The 15,570-nt window shown below is 70.3% G+C and carries 14 protein-coding genes; 7 read left to right on the top strand and 7 right to left on the bottom strand.

The genetic code is table 11. The features are described 5' to 3' along the window. Positions 1 to 2: 2 nt before the first annotated feature. Both puuE and O9Y01_RS02590 read right to left on the bottom strand, forming a co-directional pair. Positions 3 to 947, bottom strand: a complete 945-nt coding sequence (gene puuE, locus O9Y01_RS02595) for an allantoinase PuuE (protein ID WP_269629920.1) — start codon at positions 945 to 947, stop codon at positions 3 to 5. Beyond that, positions 944 to 1,648 (bottom strand): GntR family transcriptional regulator, encoded by a 705-nt coding sequence (locus O9Y01_RS02590; protein WP_269629919.1) that lies wholly within the window; start codon positions 1,646 to 1,648, stop codon positions 944 to 946. The genes puuE and O9Y01_RS02590 overlap by 4 nt, the downstream gene beginning before the upstream one ends. Positions 1,649 to 1,732: 84 nt before the next feature. Between O9Y01_RS02590 and uraH the strand changes: the two genes are divergently transcribed. Together uraH and xdhC are read left to right on the top strand one after the other, a co-directional pair. After that, the gene (gene uraH, locus O9Y01_RS02585; RefSeq protein WP_269629918.1) at positions 1,733 to 2,095 is read left to right on the top strand and encodes a hydroxyisourate hydrolase; all 363 of its coding nucleotides are present in this window, start codon (positions 1,733 to 1,735) and stop codon (positions 2,093 to 2,095) included. Between the two features lie 3 nt (positions 2,096 to 2,098). Further along, the gene (gene xdhC, locus O9Y01_RS02580) at positions 2,099 to 2,911 is read left to right on the top strand and encodes a xanthine dehydrogenase accessory protein XdhC (RefSeq protein ID WP_269629917.1); all 813 of its coding nucleotides are present in this window, start codon (positions 2,099 to 2,101) and stop codon (positions 2,909 to 2,911) included. A gap of 2 nt (positions 2,912 to 2,913) precedes the next feature. Here xdhC and O9Y01_RS02575 read toward each other — a convergent pair whose 3' ends face one another. Further along, positions 2,914 to 3,459, bottom strand: coding sequence for a copper chaperone PCu(A)C (locus O9Y01_RS02575; RefSeq protein WP_269629916.1), 546 nt, complete (start codon positions 3,457 to 3,459; stop codon positions 2,914 to 2,916). 231 nt (positions 3,460 to 3,690) lie between these two features. Here O9Y01_RS02575 and O9Y01_RS02570 point away from each other — a divergent pair, with 231 nt between their 5' ends. After that, positions 3,691 to 4,881 (top strand): urate hydroxylase PuuD, encoded by a 1,191-nt coding sequence (locus O9Y01_RS02570; protein ID WP_269629915.1) that lies wholly within the window; start codon positions 3,691 to 3,693, stop codon positions 4,879 to 4,881. A 30-nt stretch (positions 4,882 to 4,911) separates the two neighbouring features. Then, positions 4,912 to 6,225, top strand: a complete 1,314-nt coding sequence (locus O9Y01_RS02565) for a glycerate kinase type-2 family protein (protein ID WP_269629914.1) — start codon at positions 4,912 to 4,914, stop codon at positions 6,223 to 6,225. Between the two features lie 18 nt (positions 6,226 to 6,243). On the opposite strand, the gene O9Y01_RS02560 is transcribed toward O9Y01_RS02565, so the two are convergent. Next, positions 6,244 to 6,831, bottom strand: coding sequence for a hemerythrin domain-containing protein (locus O9Y01_RS02560; protein ID WP_269629913.1), 588 nt, complete (start codon positions 6,829 to 6,831; stop codon positions 6,244 to 6,246). A gap of 120 nt (positions 6,832 to 6,951) precedes the next feature. Between O9Y01_RS02560 and O9Y01_RS02555 the strand changes: the two genes are divergently transcribed. Continuing rightward, the gene (locus tag O9Y01_RS02555) at positions 6,952 to 7,704 is read left to right on the top strand and encodes a Crp/Fnr family transcriptional regulator (RefSeq protein WP_269629912.1); all 753 of its coding nucleotides are present in this window, start codon (positions 6,952 to 6,954) and stop codon (positions 7,702 to 7,704) included. 237 nt (positions 7,705 to 7,941) lie between these two features. Continuing rightward, on the top strand, positions 7,942 to 8,772 hold the full coding sequence (locus O9Y01_RS02550; RefSeq protein ID WP_269629911.1) for an HDOD domain-containing protein: 831 nt from the start codon (positions 7,942 to 7,944) through the stop codon (positions 8,770 to 8,772). 39 nt (positions 8,773 to 8,811) lie between these two features. Here the strand turns inward: O9Y01_RS02550 and O9Y01_RS02545 are convergent, their stop codons facing one another. Then, on the bottom strand, positions 8,812 to 10,179 hold the full coding sequence (locus tag O9Y01_RS02545) for a tetratricopeptide repeat protein (protein ID WP_269629910.1): 1,368 nt from the start codon (positions 10,177 to 10,179) through the stop codon (positions 8,812 to 8,814). Positions 10,180 to 10,569: 390 nt separating this feature from the next. Here O9Y01_RS02545 and O9Y01_RS02540 point away from each other — a divergent pair, with 390 nt between their 5' ends. Continuing rightward, positions 10,570 to 11,499: a PEP-CTERM sorting domain-containing protein gene (locus O9Y01_RS02540; RefSeq protein WP_269629909.1), complete on the top strand. Its 930-nt coding sequence runs from the start codon at positions 10,570 to 10,572 to the stop codon at positions 11,497 to 11,499. Between the two features lie 113 nt (positions 11,500 to 11,612). Here the strand turns inward: O9Y01_RS02540 and xdhB are convergent, their stop codons facing one another. Both xdhB and xdhA read right to left on the bottom strand, forming a co-directional pair. Continuing rightward, positions 11,613 to 13,949 (bottom strand): xanthine dehydrogenase molybdopterin binding subunit, encoded by a 2,337-nt coding sequence (xdhB, locus tag O9Y01_RS02535; RefSeq protein WP_269629908.1) that lies wholly within the window; start codon positions 13,947 to 13,949, stop codon positions 11,613 to 11,615. Next, positions 13,946 to 15,493, bottom strand: a complete 1,548-nt coding sequence (xdhA, locus tag O9Y01_RS02530; RefSeq protein ID WP_269629907.1) for a xanthine dehydrogenase small subunit — start codon at positions 15,491 to 15,493, stop codon at positions 13,946 to 13,948. The genes xdhB and xdhA overlap by 4 nt, the downstream gene beginning before the upstream one ends. Positions 15,494 to 15,570 lie beyond the last annotated feature (77 nt).

Raw genomic sequence — 15,570 nt, 5'->3', positions numbered from 1 at the left:
GCTCACTCCCAGACAAAGGCGGTGGCGGGATCGAAGGGATGCGTGGCGCGCCAGTGCCGTGCGATGTCGAGGCGGCGGCAGATCCACACCTGCTCGTGCGACTGCACGTGGTCCAGGAAGCGCTGCAGCGCCTTCATGCGGCCGGGCCGGCCCAGCAGCCGGCAGTGCATGCCCACGCTCATCATGCGCGGGGTCTCGGCGCCCTCGGCGTAGAGCACATCGAAGCTGTCGCGCAGGTACTCGAAGAACTCGTCGCCATGGCTGAAACCCTGCGGCAGGGCGAAGCGCATGTCGTTGCAGTCCAGGGTGTAGGGCACGACCAGATGCGGTGCCAGCGTGCCGTCGGACTTGCGCACCTGCAGCCAGAAGGGGAGGTCGTCGCCGTAGTAGTCGCTGTCATAGGCGAAGCCGCCGTGCTCGGCCACCAGGCGGCGGGTGTTGGGGCTGTCCCGGCCGGTGTACCAGCCTTCGGGGCGCTGGCCGGTCAGGCGCTCGATGATGGCCATGCCGCGCTGCAGGTGCTCGCGCTCCTGGGCCTCGTCCATGCCCTGGTAGTGGATCCAGCGCCAGCCGTGGCAGGCGATCTCGTGGCCCAGCTCGGCGAAGGCCTGCGTCAGCTCGGGATGCCGCTCCAGCGCCATCGAGACGCCGAAGACGGTCAGCGGCAGGCCGCGCCGCTCGAACTCGCGCAGCAGCCGCCACACGCCCACGCGCGAGCCGTATTCGTAAATGCCTTCCATGCTCAGGTGCCGCGCGGGATAGGCCGCGGGGTTGAACATCTCGGAGAGGAACTGCTCGGAGCCGGCGTCGCCGTGCAGCACGGAGTTCTCGCCGCCCTCTTCGTAGTTCAGCACGAACTGCAGGGCGACGCGGGCCTGGCCCGGCCATTGCGCCTGGGGCGGATTGCGGCCGTAGCCGATGAGGTCGCGGGGATAGCGTGCGTTCATAGCTGCAGGGCGGTCCTGAGGTCGGAAGAGGGTTGCTGCAGGCGCAGATGGGCCTCGACATGGCCCAGGTGGTCCAGCATCAGCTGCTCGGCGCGGGCGGCATCACCGGCCTCGAGGGCATCGACCAGGGCCTCGTGCCCGGCCTGGCTCTCGGCCGCCGAGTGGCTGCTCTGGTACATCAGCGCGATTAGGGAGGAGCGCGAGAGCAGCTCCTGAAGCAGATCGGCCATCACCTCGTTGCCCAGCAGGCGGGCGAGCAGCACATGAAAGTCCGCCAGCAGGCGGGTGCGGCCGCTGACGTCCTGGCGCTTCACAGCGGCGCGTTCCTCGCGCAGATGCGTGCGAAGCGCGCGGACCTGCGCGGGCGTGATGCGGCCGGCCAGCTCACGCGCCAGCTGCGCCTCCAGCATGCGGCGCAGCTCGAAGACCTGGCGGGCCTCCTCCACGCTGGGCTCGGCCACGCAGGCGCCGCGGGCGGGGGTGAGGGTGACGAGGCGGTCGCGGCTGAGCTGGTTGAGGGCCTGCCGCACCAGGGTGCGCGAGACCTGGAAGAGATCCGCCAGCTTCTGCTCCGCCAGGCGCGTGCCCGGCATCAGGCGGCGCTCGATGATGGCCTGGGTCAGGGCGGCGGCGATGCGGTCGGTGGCGCTGTCGCCGTCCTGGGATGGGGCGGGCGCCTTGCGGCGGGACGGGCTGGGCATGTGAATTCGCTGGCTGTGTGCTGGAGTGTATACACTTTGTCCAACGCCGCAGGACGGCACCCCTGACCAGGATCGAGGAACTCCATGGGCAAGCTCACCACCCACGTGCTGGACACCATGCACGGACGACCCGCCGCCGGCATGCTGCTGCGGCTCTACCGACTGGATGCGGCGCCCGGTGGCACGCTGCAGCTGCTCAAGTCCCTGCATCTCAACGCCGACGGCCGCGTCGACGGCCCGCTGCTGGAGGGCGATGCCCTGCTGGCGGGCCGCTACCGCCTGGTCTTTGCCGTGGCGGACTATTTCCGGAGCCAGGGTGCCGTGCTGCCCGAGCCGGCCTTCCTGGACGAGGTGCCGCTGGACTTCGGCATCGCGGACACGGCCGCTCACTACCACGTGCCGCTGCTTGCCAGCCCCTGGAGCTACTCCACCTACCGCGGCAGCTGATCGATGAGCGTCTGGCAGGAACTGGCGCGATGGCTGACCCGCGGGCCCGCGGTGCTGGTGCGTGTGGCGCAGGTGGAGGGCAGCGGGCCGCGCGAGGTCGGGGCCTGGATGGCCGTCAACGCCTCAAGCCTGCTGGGCACCATCGGCGGCGGGCAGCTGGAGCACGAGGCCATGGCCGAGGCCCGCGCCGGCCTGGCCGCAGGGCATGTGCTGCAGGCGCGCCGGCGCTTCGCGCTGGGGCCCAGCCTGGGCCAGTGCTGTGGCGGTGTCGTCCACCTGGACTTCGAATGGCTGGACGCCTCGCACATCGCCGGCCTGCGCGAACGACTGGGCGGCGAGGCGCAGTGGCGGCCCGTTGCGCTCTTCGGTGGCGGCCACGTGGGACGGGCGCTGGTCGAGGTGCTGTCGCGCCTGCCGATGCGCATCCACTGGATCGACAGCCGGGACGAGATCTTCCCCGGCACGCTGGCCGAGCGGGTGCGCGCCGAGCATTCGGAGCCGGTGCAGGGCGCGGTGCCAGGTCTTGCCCCGGGCAGCCGGGTGCTGATCATGAGCTTCTCGCACGCCGAGGACCTGGACATCCTCGCCGCCTGCCTGAAGCGCCGGCGTGAACATGCGGACCTGCCCTTCATCGGGCTGATCGGCAGCCGCAGCAAGTGGGCGAAGTTCCAGGCCCGGCTGCGCGAGCGCGGTTTCAGCGAGGCCGAGCTGGCGGCGGTGCACTGCCCCATCGGCCTGCCGGGCATTGCCGGCAAGCAGCCCGAGGTCATCGCCATCGCCGTGGCCGCCCAGCTGCTGGGCCTGCCGGACGCCTGAGCTCAGTGCTTGTGCTCTTCCGGCGCAGAGGCTGCGCCGTGCTTGTGGCCAGCGCCCATGCCCATGCCGGCCGGCATGCCGCCCTGCATCATGCCCATGCCGCGCACGCTGGCCTTGATCTCCACGGTCTCGCGCTTCTTGTCCGCGCCTTCGAAGACCAGGCTCAGGGGCACGGTGTCACCGTCCTTGACGGGGCCCTTCAGCTCCATGAGCATCAGATGGAAGCCGCCAGGCTTGAGCTCCACGGCCTGGCCTGCGGGCAGGTCCAGGGCCTCGACGGGGCGCATCTTCATCACGCCGCCGTCCATCTTCATCTCGTGCACCTCGGCCACGCCGGCCATCGGGCTGCTGACACTCACCAGCTTGACCGCCTTGGCGCTGCTGAGCTGCATGAAGGCACCGGTGCTCTTCTGCTGGGCAACGGTGGCACGCACCCAGGCGTCCTTGACGCTGACCTGGGCCTGCGCGGCCAGGGCCGCGCTGCAGAGGGCCAGGCCCAGCAAGGGGCGGGCGAAGGCGTGACGGAGAGACGTGGGGAAGGATGTCATCGACAGGGCTCCTGTGGAGGGTTCAATGCCCTCAGTATGCCGTCAGGGCGACCCGGGCCCCTGCGGCGGGTTCAGTCTTCGCACGGACGCCGGTGCTCAAGAAACTGTATACACTTTCGCTTCGGTCGCCGCGGCCGCCTGCTGCCCGATGGCAAGACATCCGGCAGCACATCCGCGACCTTCCCGGTTCACAGGGCCCGCTGTGGTGAGCCGCACTGGAGCTGATACCGCATGGAAAGCTATCTGCTGGACTGGGCCAATCTGCTGCTGCGCTGGCTGCACATCGTGACGGCCATCGCCTGGATCGGCGCCTCTTTCTACTTCGTCTGGCTGGACAACCACCTGCTCAAGCCGGAGGCGCCGGAGCTCAAGGCCCGCGGCGTCGACGGCGAGCTGTGGGCCGTGCATGGCGGCGGCTTCTACAACCCGCAGAAGTACCTGGTCGCGCCGCCCAACCTGCCTCAGCACCTGCACTGGTTCTACTGGGAGAGCTACTGGACCTGGATGAGCGGCTTCGCGCTGTTCACGGTCCTGTACCTGTTCAATGCCGAGAGCTTCCTGATCGACCGGCGGGTGCACGACTGGTCGGCGCCCGCGGCCATTGCCAGCGCACTGGGCTTTCTCGCGGCGGGCTGGCTGGTCTACGACCAGATCTGCCGCCGCTTCGGGCATCGCAAGGACGGCAGCATCGGCAATGACGGCCTGGTGCTGGGCCTGATCGCCGTCTTCGTCGCCTTCGCGGCCTGGGCGGCCTGCCAGCTCTTCGCGGGGCGGGCGGCCTTCCTGATCGTGGGGGCCATGATCGCCACCATCATGAGCGCCAACGTCTTCTTCTGGATCATCCCCGGCCAGAAGCAGGTGATCGCGGACATGCGCGCGGGCCGCGCGGTGAGCCCGATCTACGGGCAGCGCGGCAAGCAGCGCAGCGTGCACAACACCTTCCTGACGGCGCCGGTGCTCGTCAGCATGCTCTCCAACCACTACGGCATGCTCTACAGCCATGCCTGGAACTGGCTCGTGCTGATCCTGCTGATGCTGGGTGGTTCACTGACCCGCACCTGGTTCGTCAAGCGCCACAAGGGCGTCAATGCCTGGCCGCTGCTGGTCGTCGTGGCGCTGATGCTGGCGGCCTTGCTGTGGCTGGTGAGGCCGGCGCCGCCGGTGGCCGCGGCCGGCAGCGCGGCGCCCAGCCTGGCCCAGGTGCAGGCGGTGGTGGCGCAGCGCTGCGTGATGTGCCACGGCGCGGAGCTGGCCCAGAAGGGCGTGCGGCTGGACAGCGCCGAGGCCCTGCGGGCGCAGGCCCCCCAGGTCTACCAGCAGGTGGTGCTGCAGAAGACCATGCCCCTCAACAACGCCACGCAGATCACCGAGGACGAGCGCGCTCTGATCGGCCGCTGGGTGCAGGGCGGCGCGCGGCCCTGATGCCCGCTGCGGCCGGCCTACACTGGCCCGATGGACCTGACCCCCCGTGAACTGCTGACCCGGCTCTACCAGGCCGCGGTCGACCGGGCTGCGCCGCTGGAGCTCTTCCAGCCCGGCCGCATCGACTGGACCGATCTGCTGGGCGCCGAGCCGCAGGCGCTTCCCGGCCGCTGCCTGGTGATCGGTGCCGGCAAGGCCTCGGCCGCGATGGCGGCGGCCCTGGAGGCCCACTGGCCGGCCGCGGCGCCGCTGGAGGGCCTGGTCATCACCCGCCGCCTTCACACCCCACCCTGGGCGGCCTGCCGCCGCATCGAGATCGTCGAGGCCTCGCATCCGGTGCCCGATGCCGCGGGGGCGCAGGCTGCGGCCCGCATCCTGGCCCTCGTGCAGGGCCTGCGGCCCGAGGACCGGGTGATCTGCCTGATCTCCGGCGGCGGCTCCGCGCTGCTGAGCCTGCCCCAGCCGGGCCTGAGCCTGGCGGACAAGCAGTCCCTCAACCGCCAGCTGCTGGCCTCGGGCGCCTCCATCCAGGAAATGAATTGCGTGCGCAAGCACCTCTCCGCCATCAAGGGCGGGCATCTGGCGGCGGCCTGCGCGCCGGCGCGCGTCGCGACCCTGCTGATCTCGGACGTGCCGGGTGACGATCCCGCCGTGATCGCCTCCGGCCCGACGGTGCCGGATGCCACCCGCTGCGAGGACGCCCTCGCGCTGTGCCAGCGCTACGCGCTCGAGCTGCCCGAGGCCGCCTGGGCGGGCCTGCGCAGCGGCGCCTTCGAAACACCCAAGCCGGGCGATGCCTGCTTCACCGGCCACCGCGTGCAGATGCTGGCCACGCCGCGCCTGAGCCTGCAGGCCGCCGCCGCGCTGGCCCGCAGCCTGGGGCTGGCGGCCCATGTGCTGTCGGACCAGATCGAGGGGGAGTCTCGCGAGATCGGCCGCATGCACGCGGCCCTGGCGCAGTCGGCGGCCCGGCATGGCGAGCCCTTCGGCCGGCCCTGCGTGATCCTCTCCGGCGGCGAGACCACGGTGAGCATGGCCGCCGGTCTGCAGGGCCGCGGCGGCCGCGCCACCGAGTTTCTGCTGGGCTGCGCCCTGGGCCTGCAGGGCGAGCCGGGCGTTCATGTGCTGGCGGCCGACACCGACGGCATCGACGGTTCCGAGGCCAATGCCGGGGCCTTCATCGGGCCGGACAGCCTCGCTCGCGCGCAGGCGCTGGGCCTGTCCGCGGCCGACCTGCTCGCCCGGCACCGGGCCTATGACTTCTTCGAGGCCCTGGGAGATCTCTTCAGCCCGGGGCCGACCTTCACCAATGTCAACGACTTCCGCGCGCTGCTGTTGCCTTGATCCGGCGCAAGAGAGGCCTCAGCGGGGCTGATGCAGCTCCAGGCCGCGCCGTGCCGCCATCTCCTCGCCCATGGCCTGCTGCTGCGCCGTGCTGAGGCCGTGCTGCGCGCTGGGGAAGACCAGCTGGTTTTCCAGGCGCACATGCTCCTTGTGGATGTCGACGAAGGCGTCGCTGGCCCGCCACAGCACCTCCTGCTGCAGGGTGGGCAGGAGGCCGTCCGGCAGGCCGTCGAGCTGGGCCAGCAGGGTGCGCAGCACCTGCCATTGCGCGTGGATGCGCTGGTGGTCGTCCCTCAGCCGGGTGCAGACCTCCTGCAGCGCTTCGTCGTCCAGCTGCTCCAGCACGGGGAAGACATGCAGCTCCTCGTCCTGGTGATGCAGGGGGGCGGCGAGGTCGAAGTAGCGCCGGATGTCCCGGGCGGCGTCACGGGCGCTGGCATCCACGCCCTGGACCTTCAGATGCTGGCACAGGCGCATCAGCAGCTGCAGGCTGCGCTCCACCCGCTCATGGCAGGCCTGCAGCAGCTCGAAGGGCTGCTCATAGCTGCTGCCGAAGCGCTGCTCCGGCGTCTGGCTCTGGGGAGCCTGGAATTTGATCTGGGCCATGCGTCCCATTGTGGCCGCGCCGGGCTGCCCCTTGCAGCCATGTCCCTTTGATTCAGCGCAAGGACGCCGGCCGGGCCATGCGGGACAGTCTGCCCATCATCCTGGCACCCTGACCAACACGTGGACACCCTCGACAGCCGCAGCCTGCAATCCGCCCACGCCACCGTGCGTCCGGCCGGCTTTGACGCCGGCTCCGTGCTGTGCCTGCCCTCCGACTGGACGCCCCTGCTGGGCACGCCGGCACTGAGCACCTCCGAGCTGCAGGCCCTGCAGGGCATGGCGACCCAGCAATGGGTGCCGGCCGGCAGCTTCGTGTTCACCCGGCAGCAGCCGGCCACGCAGCTCTATGCCGTGCTCGACGGTTCGGTGGGCCTGGGCCTGGCCCGTGCCGACGAGCCCTTTCACCTCGAGCGCACCGTGCGCGGCCCGCAGTGGCTGGACCTGGCCAGCGCCTGGCTGGGTGCCGAGCACGCGCAGGACGCCCGGGCGGTGAACGATGCCCGCGTCGTCGGCCTGCCGCTGCAGCCCCTGCGCAGCCTGCTGATGCGCCAGCCGGCGCTGCAGGAACGGCTGCTGGTGGCTCTGGCGGGCACCGTGCACAGCCTCACCAGCGTCACCCATGACCTGATGCACAAGGACGCCGAACGGCGCCTCGCGGCCTGGCTGCTGCAGTCCTGCGAAGCCGTTGATGAACGCGAGGGTCGCGTGGTGCTGAAGGAACGCAAGCGGGACATCGCCGCCCAGCTGGCCATCACGCCGGAGACGCTGTCGCGCATGATGCGCCAGCTCAACCGCAAGGGCCTGATCGAGGTGCAGGGCTACCAGGTGCGCGTGCTGGACCTGCCAGCGCTGCGCGCGCTCGCGGGCGACTGAGCGTCGCCGCGCCGCTCGAGGCTGCTGCGCCGCAGCATGCCTCCCGCGCCCGCTTCAGGCCGGTGGTTCCGCGGCGTGGGCCGTGTTCAAGCGCACCTCAAGGGCACCTCAACCGTGACTTTTCACAGCGTCTGCGCGGAAAAGCGTGGTGCGCCGGCGATACCTGCGCGGCACCGGCTCATCTAGACTGGATCGACAGTCTGACCCAGACCTCATCTGTCCTGGAAGGAGCGCCCCGTGCTTGCAGCCGCAGAAAAGTTCTTCTCGAACCACAACGCCCTGCCCACCATGCCCGAGGTCGCCAGCAGGCTGCTGCGCAGCTTCGACGACGACCGCATCAGCCTCGGTGCCATCGCCGACTTGGTGGCCAAGGACGCCTCGCTGGCTGCCAAGGTGCTGCGCCTGGCCAACTCGGCGCGCTACAGCCCCTCGCACACCATCGCCACCCTGCAGGACGCCGCGGCCGCGCTGGGCATGGACAGCCTGCGCAACCTGTCGCTCGCCGCCTGCATGTGCGGTGCCTTCCCCTCGGTGCCGGGCCTGGACCGGACCCTGTTCTGGCGCCACAGCCTGGCCACCGCCGGCTATGCGCGCATCCTCGGCCGCATGCTGCAGCTGGATGCCGACACCACCTACCTCGCGGGCCTCATGATGCGGACCGGGCAGTTGATGATGGCCCTGTCGGATCCCGGCCAGGTGGCTGACGTGGAGAAGCATGCCGCCGAACCGGGCAGCCGCTTCTCGCTGGAAATGCATCGCTTTGCCTGCACCCATGCCGACGTGACGGCCTCCCTGGCCCAGCACTGGCATTTCCCGCCGGCCATGGTCGAGGCCTTCAAGGATGCCAACGCCCCGATGGAGATCCGGCCTTTCTCGCTGATGGCCGCTGTCCTGCACATGGCGGAGGTGCTGGCTGATGCTCAGCAGGCGCACGAGGACCCGGTCAAGGCCCTCAACGCGGCTGTGCCTGAGCTGGTGGGCCATGTCCATCTGGACCTGGACTATCTGCGCGCCCGGCTCGAGGCCGCCGGCGACCTCAGCTCCGACGCCGACCTGCTGCTGCACTGAGGGCCCCAGCCCGCCGCCCGGCTTGACCGGGCGAGGGGGTCAGGTCTTGCCGACCGGCTTGCCCATCGCGGCCAGGCGCTTGCGCGCATCCTCGGCGCCGTCGAACTTCGCGCCCGACTTGAGCGACTCCTGGTAGGCCTGCGCTGCCTGGGCCGTCTGGCCCAGCTTCTCCAGGGCCAGGCCCTGGCGGTACTTCAGGTAGGGCAGCTGCGGTGCCAGCTTCTGGGCCTGCTGGATCGAGCGCAGCGCCGCCTCGGCGTCGCCGCTGGCCAGCTGTACGGCGGCCAGGGTGTCCAGGAAACCGAAGTTGCGCGGCTCCAGTTCCACGGCCTTGCGGGCCCATTCCAGCGCCGGACCGAGGTCCTTCTGCTGCTGGGCGGCCAGCCAGGCCATGTTGTTCCAGGCGCCTGCCAGCTTCGGATCGGCCTCGCTTGCCTTGCGATAGGCAGCCATGGCCTCCGCGGCCTTGCCCTGGCCTTCCAGCAGATTGCCCCACTTGAGGTGCAGCGCGGCGGTGTCCTCGCCCTTGCCCTGCGCGGCGAAGCGCTCGTAGTCCTGCTGGGCGGCCGGCCAGCGCCCGGCGCCAGCCTGCAGATCCAGCAGGAGCAGCTTGCTGCGGGCCAGGGCGGGGTCCAGGGACTCTGCCTGGCGGGCCAGCTCGATGGCCTTGTCCCAGCTGCGCTGGGCGGCATGGATTTCGGCGGCGGCCAGCAGGGGCAGGGGGTTGCGGGGCGCGAGGCCGCTGCACTGCTCGAAGGCCTTCAGCGCGCCGGCGAGGTCCCGTTGGGCCACCAGGGCGCGTCCCAGGCCGAAGGCAGCGGCGGGATGCAGGGGATCGGCCTGGCTGGCCATGCGGAAGCTGGCGGCGGCCTCTTTGGCCTTGCCCAGGCTGAGCTGCAGCTCGCCGAGGTCGAGCAGTGCCGGCGCGTACTTGGCATCCGACCGGGTGGCAAGCTGGAACTGACGCTCCGCATCGGCCGCCTTGCCCTGGGCTGCGGCCAGCCGGCCTGCAGTGGTCAGGACCTCGGCCGACTTGGGCGCCAGCGCCAGGGCGCGCTGCACCAGCTTCTCTGCCGCGGCGACATTGGAGCGGCGCAGCTGCACGTCGGCCAGGCCCAGGAGCGGCTCATAGGCCTTGGGGGCCAGCTTGGCGGCCAGGTTGAAGGCGGCATCGGCCTCGGCCCACTGGCCCTTGTCCATGGCCTGGTTGCCCTTGCGCCAGGCTTCCTCGGCCTCGTGCTGGCTCAGCAGGGCGCTGTCTGACCCCAGCGGACGCTGACCGCCGGCCTCGCGCTGCGCCAGGCGGTTCTTCTGCGCCGTCTCGTTGACCACAGGATTGGCGAAGGTCGGCAGACTCAGCGCGAAGGCCAATGCGATGACGAGGCGATGGGGGCGGGGCAATTGCATGGCGTCGATGGGCGGGCTCCGGCGTGTCCAGGCCTGCCAGTTGAGGAGGGGTGGAGGGGATGGACCGCTATTGGAGCCCAAGCGCCAGACTTTGTCGTCCCACCTGAATGCAGGGCCGGGCGGCGCCGCAGCAGTCGCGCACCGCTGCCGAGCAACGGATTTAGATTCCAGTCGGATACCAGTATGCTGCCAGTTACGTCTTGTCCATCAACCTAGGGGTGTCGGGTGCTTTGACAGAAAGATTTGAATCATTTGGAAACGATTTCCCAAGTTATTGATTCTGAACAGCAAAGGGGTGTTGGCACGGCATATGCATTGAGTCTTGCGCAGTCTCTGGCCGGCCTTGTTACCGGCGGGGCTTGTAACGAATCTAATCAACGGAGAAACAAGATGAAGGCATACAAGGTTCTGGCTGGCCTAGCCCTGGTGGCAGGCAGCTTCGCAGCCCAAGCTGCACCGACCGTGCTGGACACGGGCATTCTGCAGATGGGCGTGGCCGACAACGGCGGCCTGGGCGCCCTGGGCGTCGGCCTGTCCGGCCCCACGGGTGATGCCATCACCCCGGGCTGCCTGTGCGAAGGCTGGGGCGCTGCCGCTGGCGGCGCTTCGGGCTATGTGTACGGCCTGGGCGGCACGGGCGTCGTGTCCGCACTGACCACCACCACCACCGCTTCCGGTGCCGGCCTGTCGGCCCAATCCGTGGTGATGCTGTCCAACGGTCTGCAAGTCACCCACAAGTACTCGTACGCCGCTGGCGGCTCGCTGTTCAAGATCGAAGTGGTGCTGACCAACACCACCGCCGGTTCCCTGAGCGACGTGCGCTATGCCCGTACCCTGGACTGGGACGTGACCCCGGGCTACTTCGGTAGCAACTACACCACCGTCTACGGCGGCACCCCCGCGGGCCCCGGCGGCAAGGTGCTGCACACCTCCACCAACCCCTTCGCCGTGCCGGATCCCATGGTGTTCCGCGCTCAAGAGGCCAACACCAATGTGGTGAACTCGGGGGGTGACAAGGGCGGTTACTTCGTCTTCGGCTTCGGCGCCCTGAACGCCGGTGAGTCCACCTCCTTCAACACCTTCATCGGCGCTTCGCGCACCGTGGGTGGCCTGAAGTCGGCTCTCGGTTCCGTCGGCGTGGAAGCCTACTCCTACACCACCGGCAACAGCGTGGCTGACGGCGACTTCGCCCCGGCTTACGGCTACGGCTTCGCTGGCCTGGGCCTGCCCCCGTCCCTGGTGCCGGAACCCGGCTCCCTGGCTCTGCTGGGCATCGCCGCCATCGGTGCTGGCCTGATCGGTCGCCGCCGTCGCGCCTGATGGCCTGACACCTGCCGCAGTGGCGGCAGGTCAAGTCCTCAAGATTGAGCCCCGAGTGCCGCAAGGCCTCGGGGCTTTTTCATGGTGGGTCGCGGTGGCTGAGCTTGCTGCGCTCAGAACGGATGCAAGGCCCGCAGGACCCGTTCCGCCGTGGCCGGAGCCTGCAGGGGCGGCGCCGAGGGGTTGACGCTGGCCACGGCATCCTGCAGGGCCAGAAGCACGGCGAAGGGCAGCAGCAGCGGCGGCTCGCCCACGGCCTTGGAGCGGTGGATGCTGTCGGCCCCATTGGGCCGCCCGAAGAGCTTCACCCGGAAATCCAGCGGCATGTCGTTGGCCGTGGGGATCTTGTAGGTGCTGGGCGCATGGGTCAGCAGCTTGCCGCTCTGGGGATGCCAGCGCAGCTCCTCGGTGGTGAGCCAGCCCTGGCCCTGCACGAACGCGCCTTCGACCTGGCCGATGTCCAGCGCCGGGTTCAGTGACTGGCCGACGTCATGCAGGGCATCGGCGCGCAGCACCCGGTATTCGCCGGTGAGCGTGTCGACCAGGACCTCGGCCACGGCCGCGCCGAAGGCAAAGTAGAAGAAGGGCCGCCCCTGGAGGGTCTCGCGATTCCAGTGGAGGCCGGGCGTGGCATAGAAGCCTTCGCTCCACAGCTGGATGCGGCGCAGATAGGCCTGCTGCACCAGCGTGCCGAAGGGGAGGGCGGCGTCGGGGCGCCCGGCCACCCGGACCTGCCCCTCGGCCCAGCGCAGCGAATCGACCGGCGCCTGCAGCAGTTCGGCCGCCAGGGGTTCCAGCCGCTGGCGGATGCGCCCCGCGGCGTCCTGGGCAGCCTTGCCGTTGAGGTCGGCCCCGGTCGAGGCGGCCGTGGCCGAGGTGTTGGCGATCTTGCTGGTGTCGGTCGCGGTGGCGCGCACGGCTGCCAGCGGCAGGCCCAGGGTCTGGGCCACCACCTGCGCGACCTTGGTGTTGAGGCCCTGGCCCATCTCGGTGCCGCCGTGGTTCACCAGCACCGAACCGTCGGTGTACACATGGACCAGCGCGCCGGCCTGGTTGAGATGGACGACGTTGAAGGAGATGCCGAACTTCAGCGGCGTGAAGGCCAGACCGCGCTTGAGCACCGGGCTGCGGGCGTTGAAATCGGCGATCTCGGCACGGCGCTGCGCGTAGTCGCAGTCCTGCAGCAGCTGCGTGCTGAGCGGCTCCAGCAGGTTGTCCTCCACCACCTGGCCGTAGGGCGTGACATTGCGCCCGCCGTCGTCGGCGTAGAAGTTGCGCTGCCGGACCACGGCCGGGTCCAGTCCCAGCTGCCGGGCAATGCCGTCGAGGATCACCTCCATGACCAGTGCGCCCTGGGGCCCGCCGAAGCCGCGGAAGGCGGTGTTGCTCTGCGTGTTCGTGCGGGCGCAGAAGCCGTGCAGGGCCACGTGTGGCAGCCAGTAGGCATTGTCGAAGTGGCACAGGGCGCGCGTCATCACCGGCGCCGAGAGGTCCGCTGAATGCCCGCAGTTCGCGATGAGATCGACCTCGGCGGCGAGCAGCCGGCCGTCGGCGTCGAAGCCCACGTCCCAGCGGTAGTCGAAGCCGTGGCGCCGCCCGGTGATGAGGAAGTCGTCGTCACGGTCCAGGCGCAGCTTGACGGGGCGCTGCAGCCGGTGGGCCGCGAGGGCGGCCACACAGGCGAAGAGCGCCGACTGCGATTCCTTCCCGCCAAAGCCACCCCCCATGCGCCGGCATTGCACCTGCACGCGGTGGCTCTCCCAGCTCAATGCGTGAGCCACCAGCTGCTGCATCTCCGAGGGGTGCTGGGTCGAGCAGTGCAGCAGCAGGCCGTGGTCTTCCTGAGGCAGTGCGTAGCTGATCTGGCCTTCCAGGTAGAACTGCTCCTGGCCGCCCACCGCCCACTCGCCCTGCCAGCGACGCGGTGCCGATGCCAGCGCCGCCGCCGCATCGCCACGCCGAAGGTGCATGGGGGGCACGACGTACTGGCCGGCGGCATGGGCGTCCAGCGCGGTGAGCAGCGCCGGCCGGGCCTCGCACTGGATGAAGCGGGCGGCCTGTGCGGCCGCACGCCGGGCCAGGTCCCGATCGCTCGCGATCACGGCGAACACCGGCTGGCCGAGGTAGCGCAGCTCGCCGTCGGCCAGGATGGGGTCGTCATGCAGCAGCGGCCCGCAGTTGTTCTCGCCCGGGATGTCCTGGGCGGTGAGCACGGCCACGACGCCGGGCAGTGCCAGCAGGGCGGCGCGATCCACACCGATCAAGCGGCCATGGGCGATGGGCGACAGGCCCAGCGCGGCATGCAGGGTGCCGCGCAACTCCGGCAGGTCGTCGGTGTAGCGGGCCTCGCCGCTGACGTGCAGGGCCGCCGATTCATGCGGCCGGCTGCTGCCGGCGACGGGGGTGGGCGAGAGCGTCTCCGCAGCGAGGGGTGGGCAGGCCTTGTTCATGGCTGAGCTCCGGTCACCGGCTGCTGGCCATCGCGCCCCAGCTGCGTGGCCCACCAAATGCCGCTGCGCGCGGCGGGCAGGGGGCTGTCGGTGCGCGTCTCCAGCCAGAAGCGCCGCAGCAGATTGCCGGCGACCTGCAGTCGATACGCCGCGGAGGCTCGCAGGTCGCTGAGGGGCTGGAAGTCCTGGGGCAGGGCCGCTACCGCTGCCTGAAGCGTGTGCTCATCCCAGGCCTGGCCCAGCAAGGCGGCTTCCGCCTGCGAGGCGCGCTTGACGATGCCCGCCATGCCGCCATACACCAGGCGTGCCTCGCGGACCGTGCCTTGCGCCAGGCGCAACGCGAACACGGCGCAGACGGCAGAGATGTCGCTGTCATAGCGCTTGGCGATCTTGTAGCCGCGCAGCTGCCAGTCCTCGCCGGGCAGGGGCAGGTGCAGGGCCTCGACGAACTCGCCGGGCTGCAGGGCGTTCTTCATGTAGTCGAGGTAGAAGTCCTGCAGGGGCAGGCGGCGCTGCGCGGCGCCCAGGCGCAGCACGATCTCGGCGCCCAGGGCGATCAGGGCCGGCGCGCCGTCGCCGATGGGTGAGCCATTGGCGATGTTGCCGCCCAGCGTGCCCGCATGGCGCACTGGCGGCGAGGCAAAGCGCAGCCACAGCTCGCGCAGGGCAGGGACCCGGTCCACCAGCGCTGACCAGGCGTCCTCCAGGGACGCGGCGGCGCCTATCCACAAGCCGGGCTGGCCGTCGTGCCAGGGCTCGGCACGCAGCTCGCGCAGGGCGGGCACCTGCAGCGTGCTGATCAGCGTGCCCACGTCGCGGTGCTGCTTGTTGACCCACAGGCCGATGTCGGTGGCACCGGCCAGCAGGCGCGACTGCGGCCACTGCTGGCGCAGCGCGGCCAGGTCTTCCAGGCTGCGGGGCGCGAGGAACTGGCGCGGCCCCTGCTGGGCGGGATCGAAGGCCTCGTAGGCCAGCGGGGCGTCCTCGCGCAGCTGGCGCAGCGCGGCTTCGGCCGCGCTGGTGTCGAGACGCTGGACAGGCCGCTCGAACATCTGCTCGCCCGCGTCCAGGATGGGGCGGTAGCCCGTGCAGCGGCACAGATTGCCCGCCAGGCCGTCGGCCAGCTGCTGGCGGCTGGGGCGCGTGCCCGCCGCCTGGTGCGATTCATACAGGGCCTGCAGGGTCATCGCGAAGCCCGGGGTGCAGAAACCGCATTGCGAGCCGTGGCAGTCCACCAGGGCCTGCTGCACGGGATTGAGCTGGCGCGAGGAGCCCAGGTCCTCCACGGTGAAGAGGGCCTTGCCGTCCAGCATGGGCAGGAACTGGATGCAGGCATTGAGGTTGCGCAGCTGCAGGCGTTCCTGGGCGTCGAGCTCGCCGACCAGCACCGTGCAGGCGCCGCAGTCGCCCTCGGCGCAGCCTTCCTTGCTGCCGCAGGCGTCGGCGGATTCGCGCAGCCAGCGCAGCACGCTGGTCGTGGGGGGCAGCGCGCGCACTTCCTGGATCTGGCCACGGAAGAAGAAGCGGATGGGGCGTGTGTTCATGAGAATCCTGTTCCAGCCTCGCACCTTACGCGCGCGGTCGCGCGGACGGGATATGCTCACTCAAATAGTGGATATCA

It is taken from the genome of Pelomonas sp. BJYL3 (genome assembly GCF_027257975.1).
Lineage (GTDB): Bacteria > Pseudomonadota > Gammaproteobacteria > Burkholderiales > Burkholderiaceae_C > Roseateles_B > Roseateles_B flavus.
Note: the sequence above shows the minus strand (reverse complement) of the source record. Positions and strands in the feature narration are given on the sequence as shown.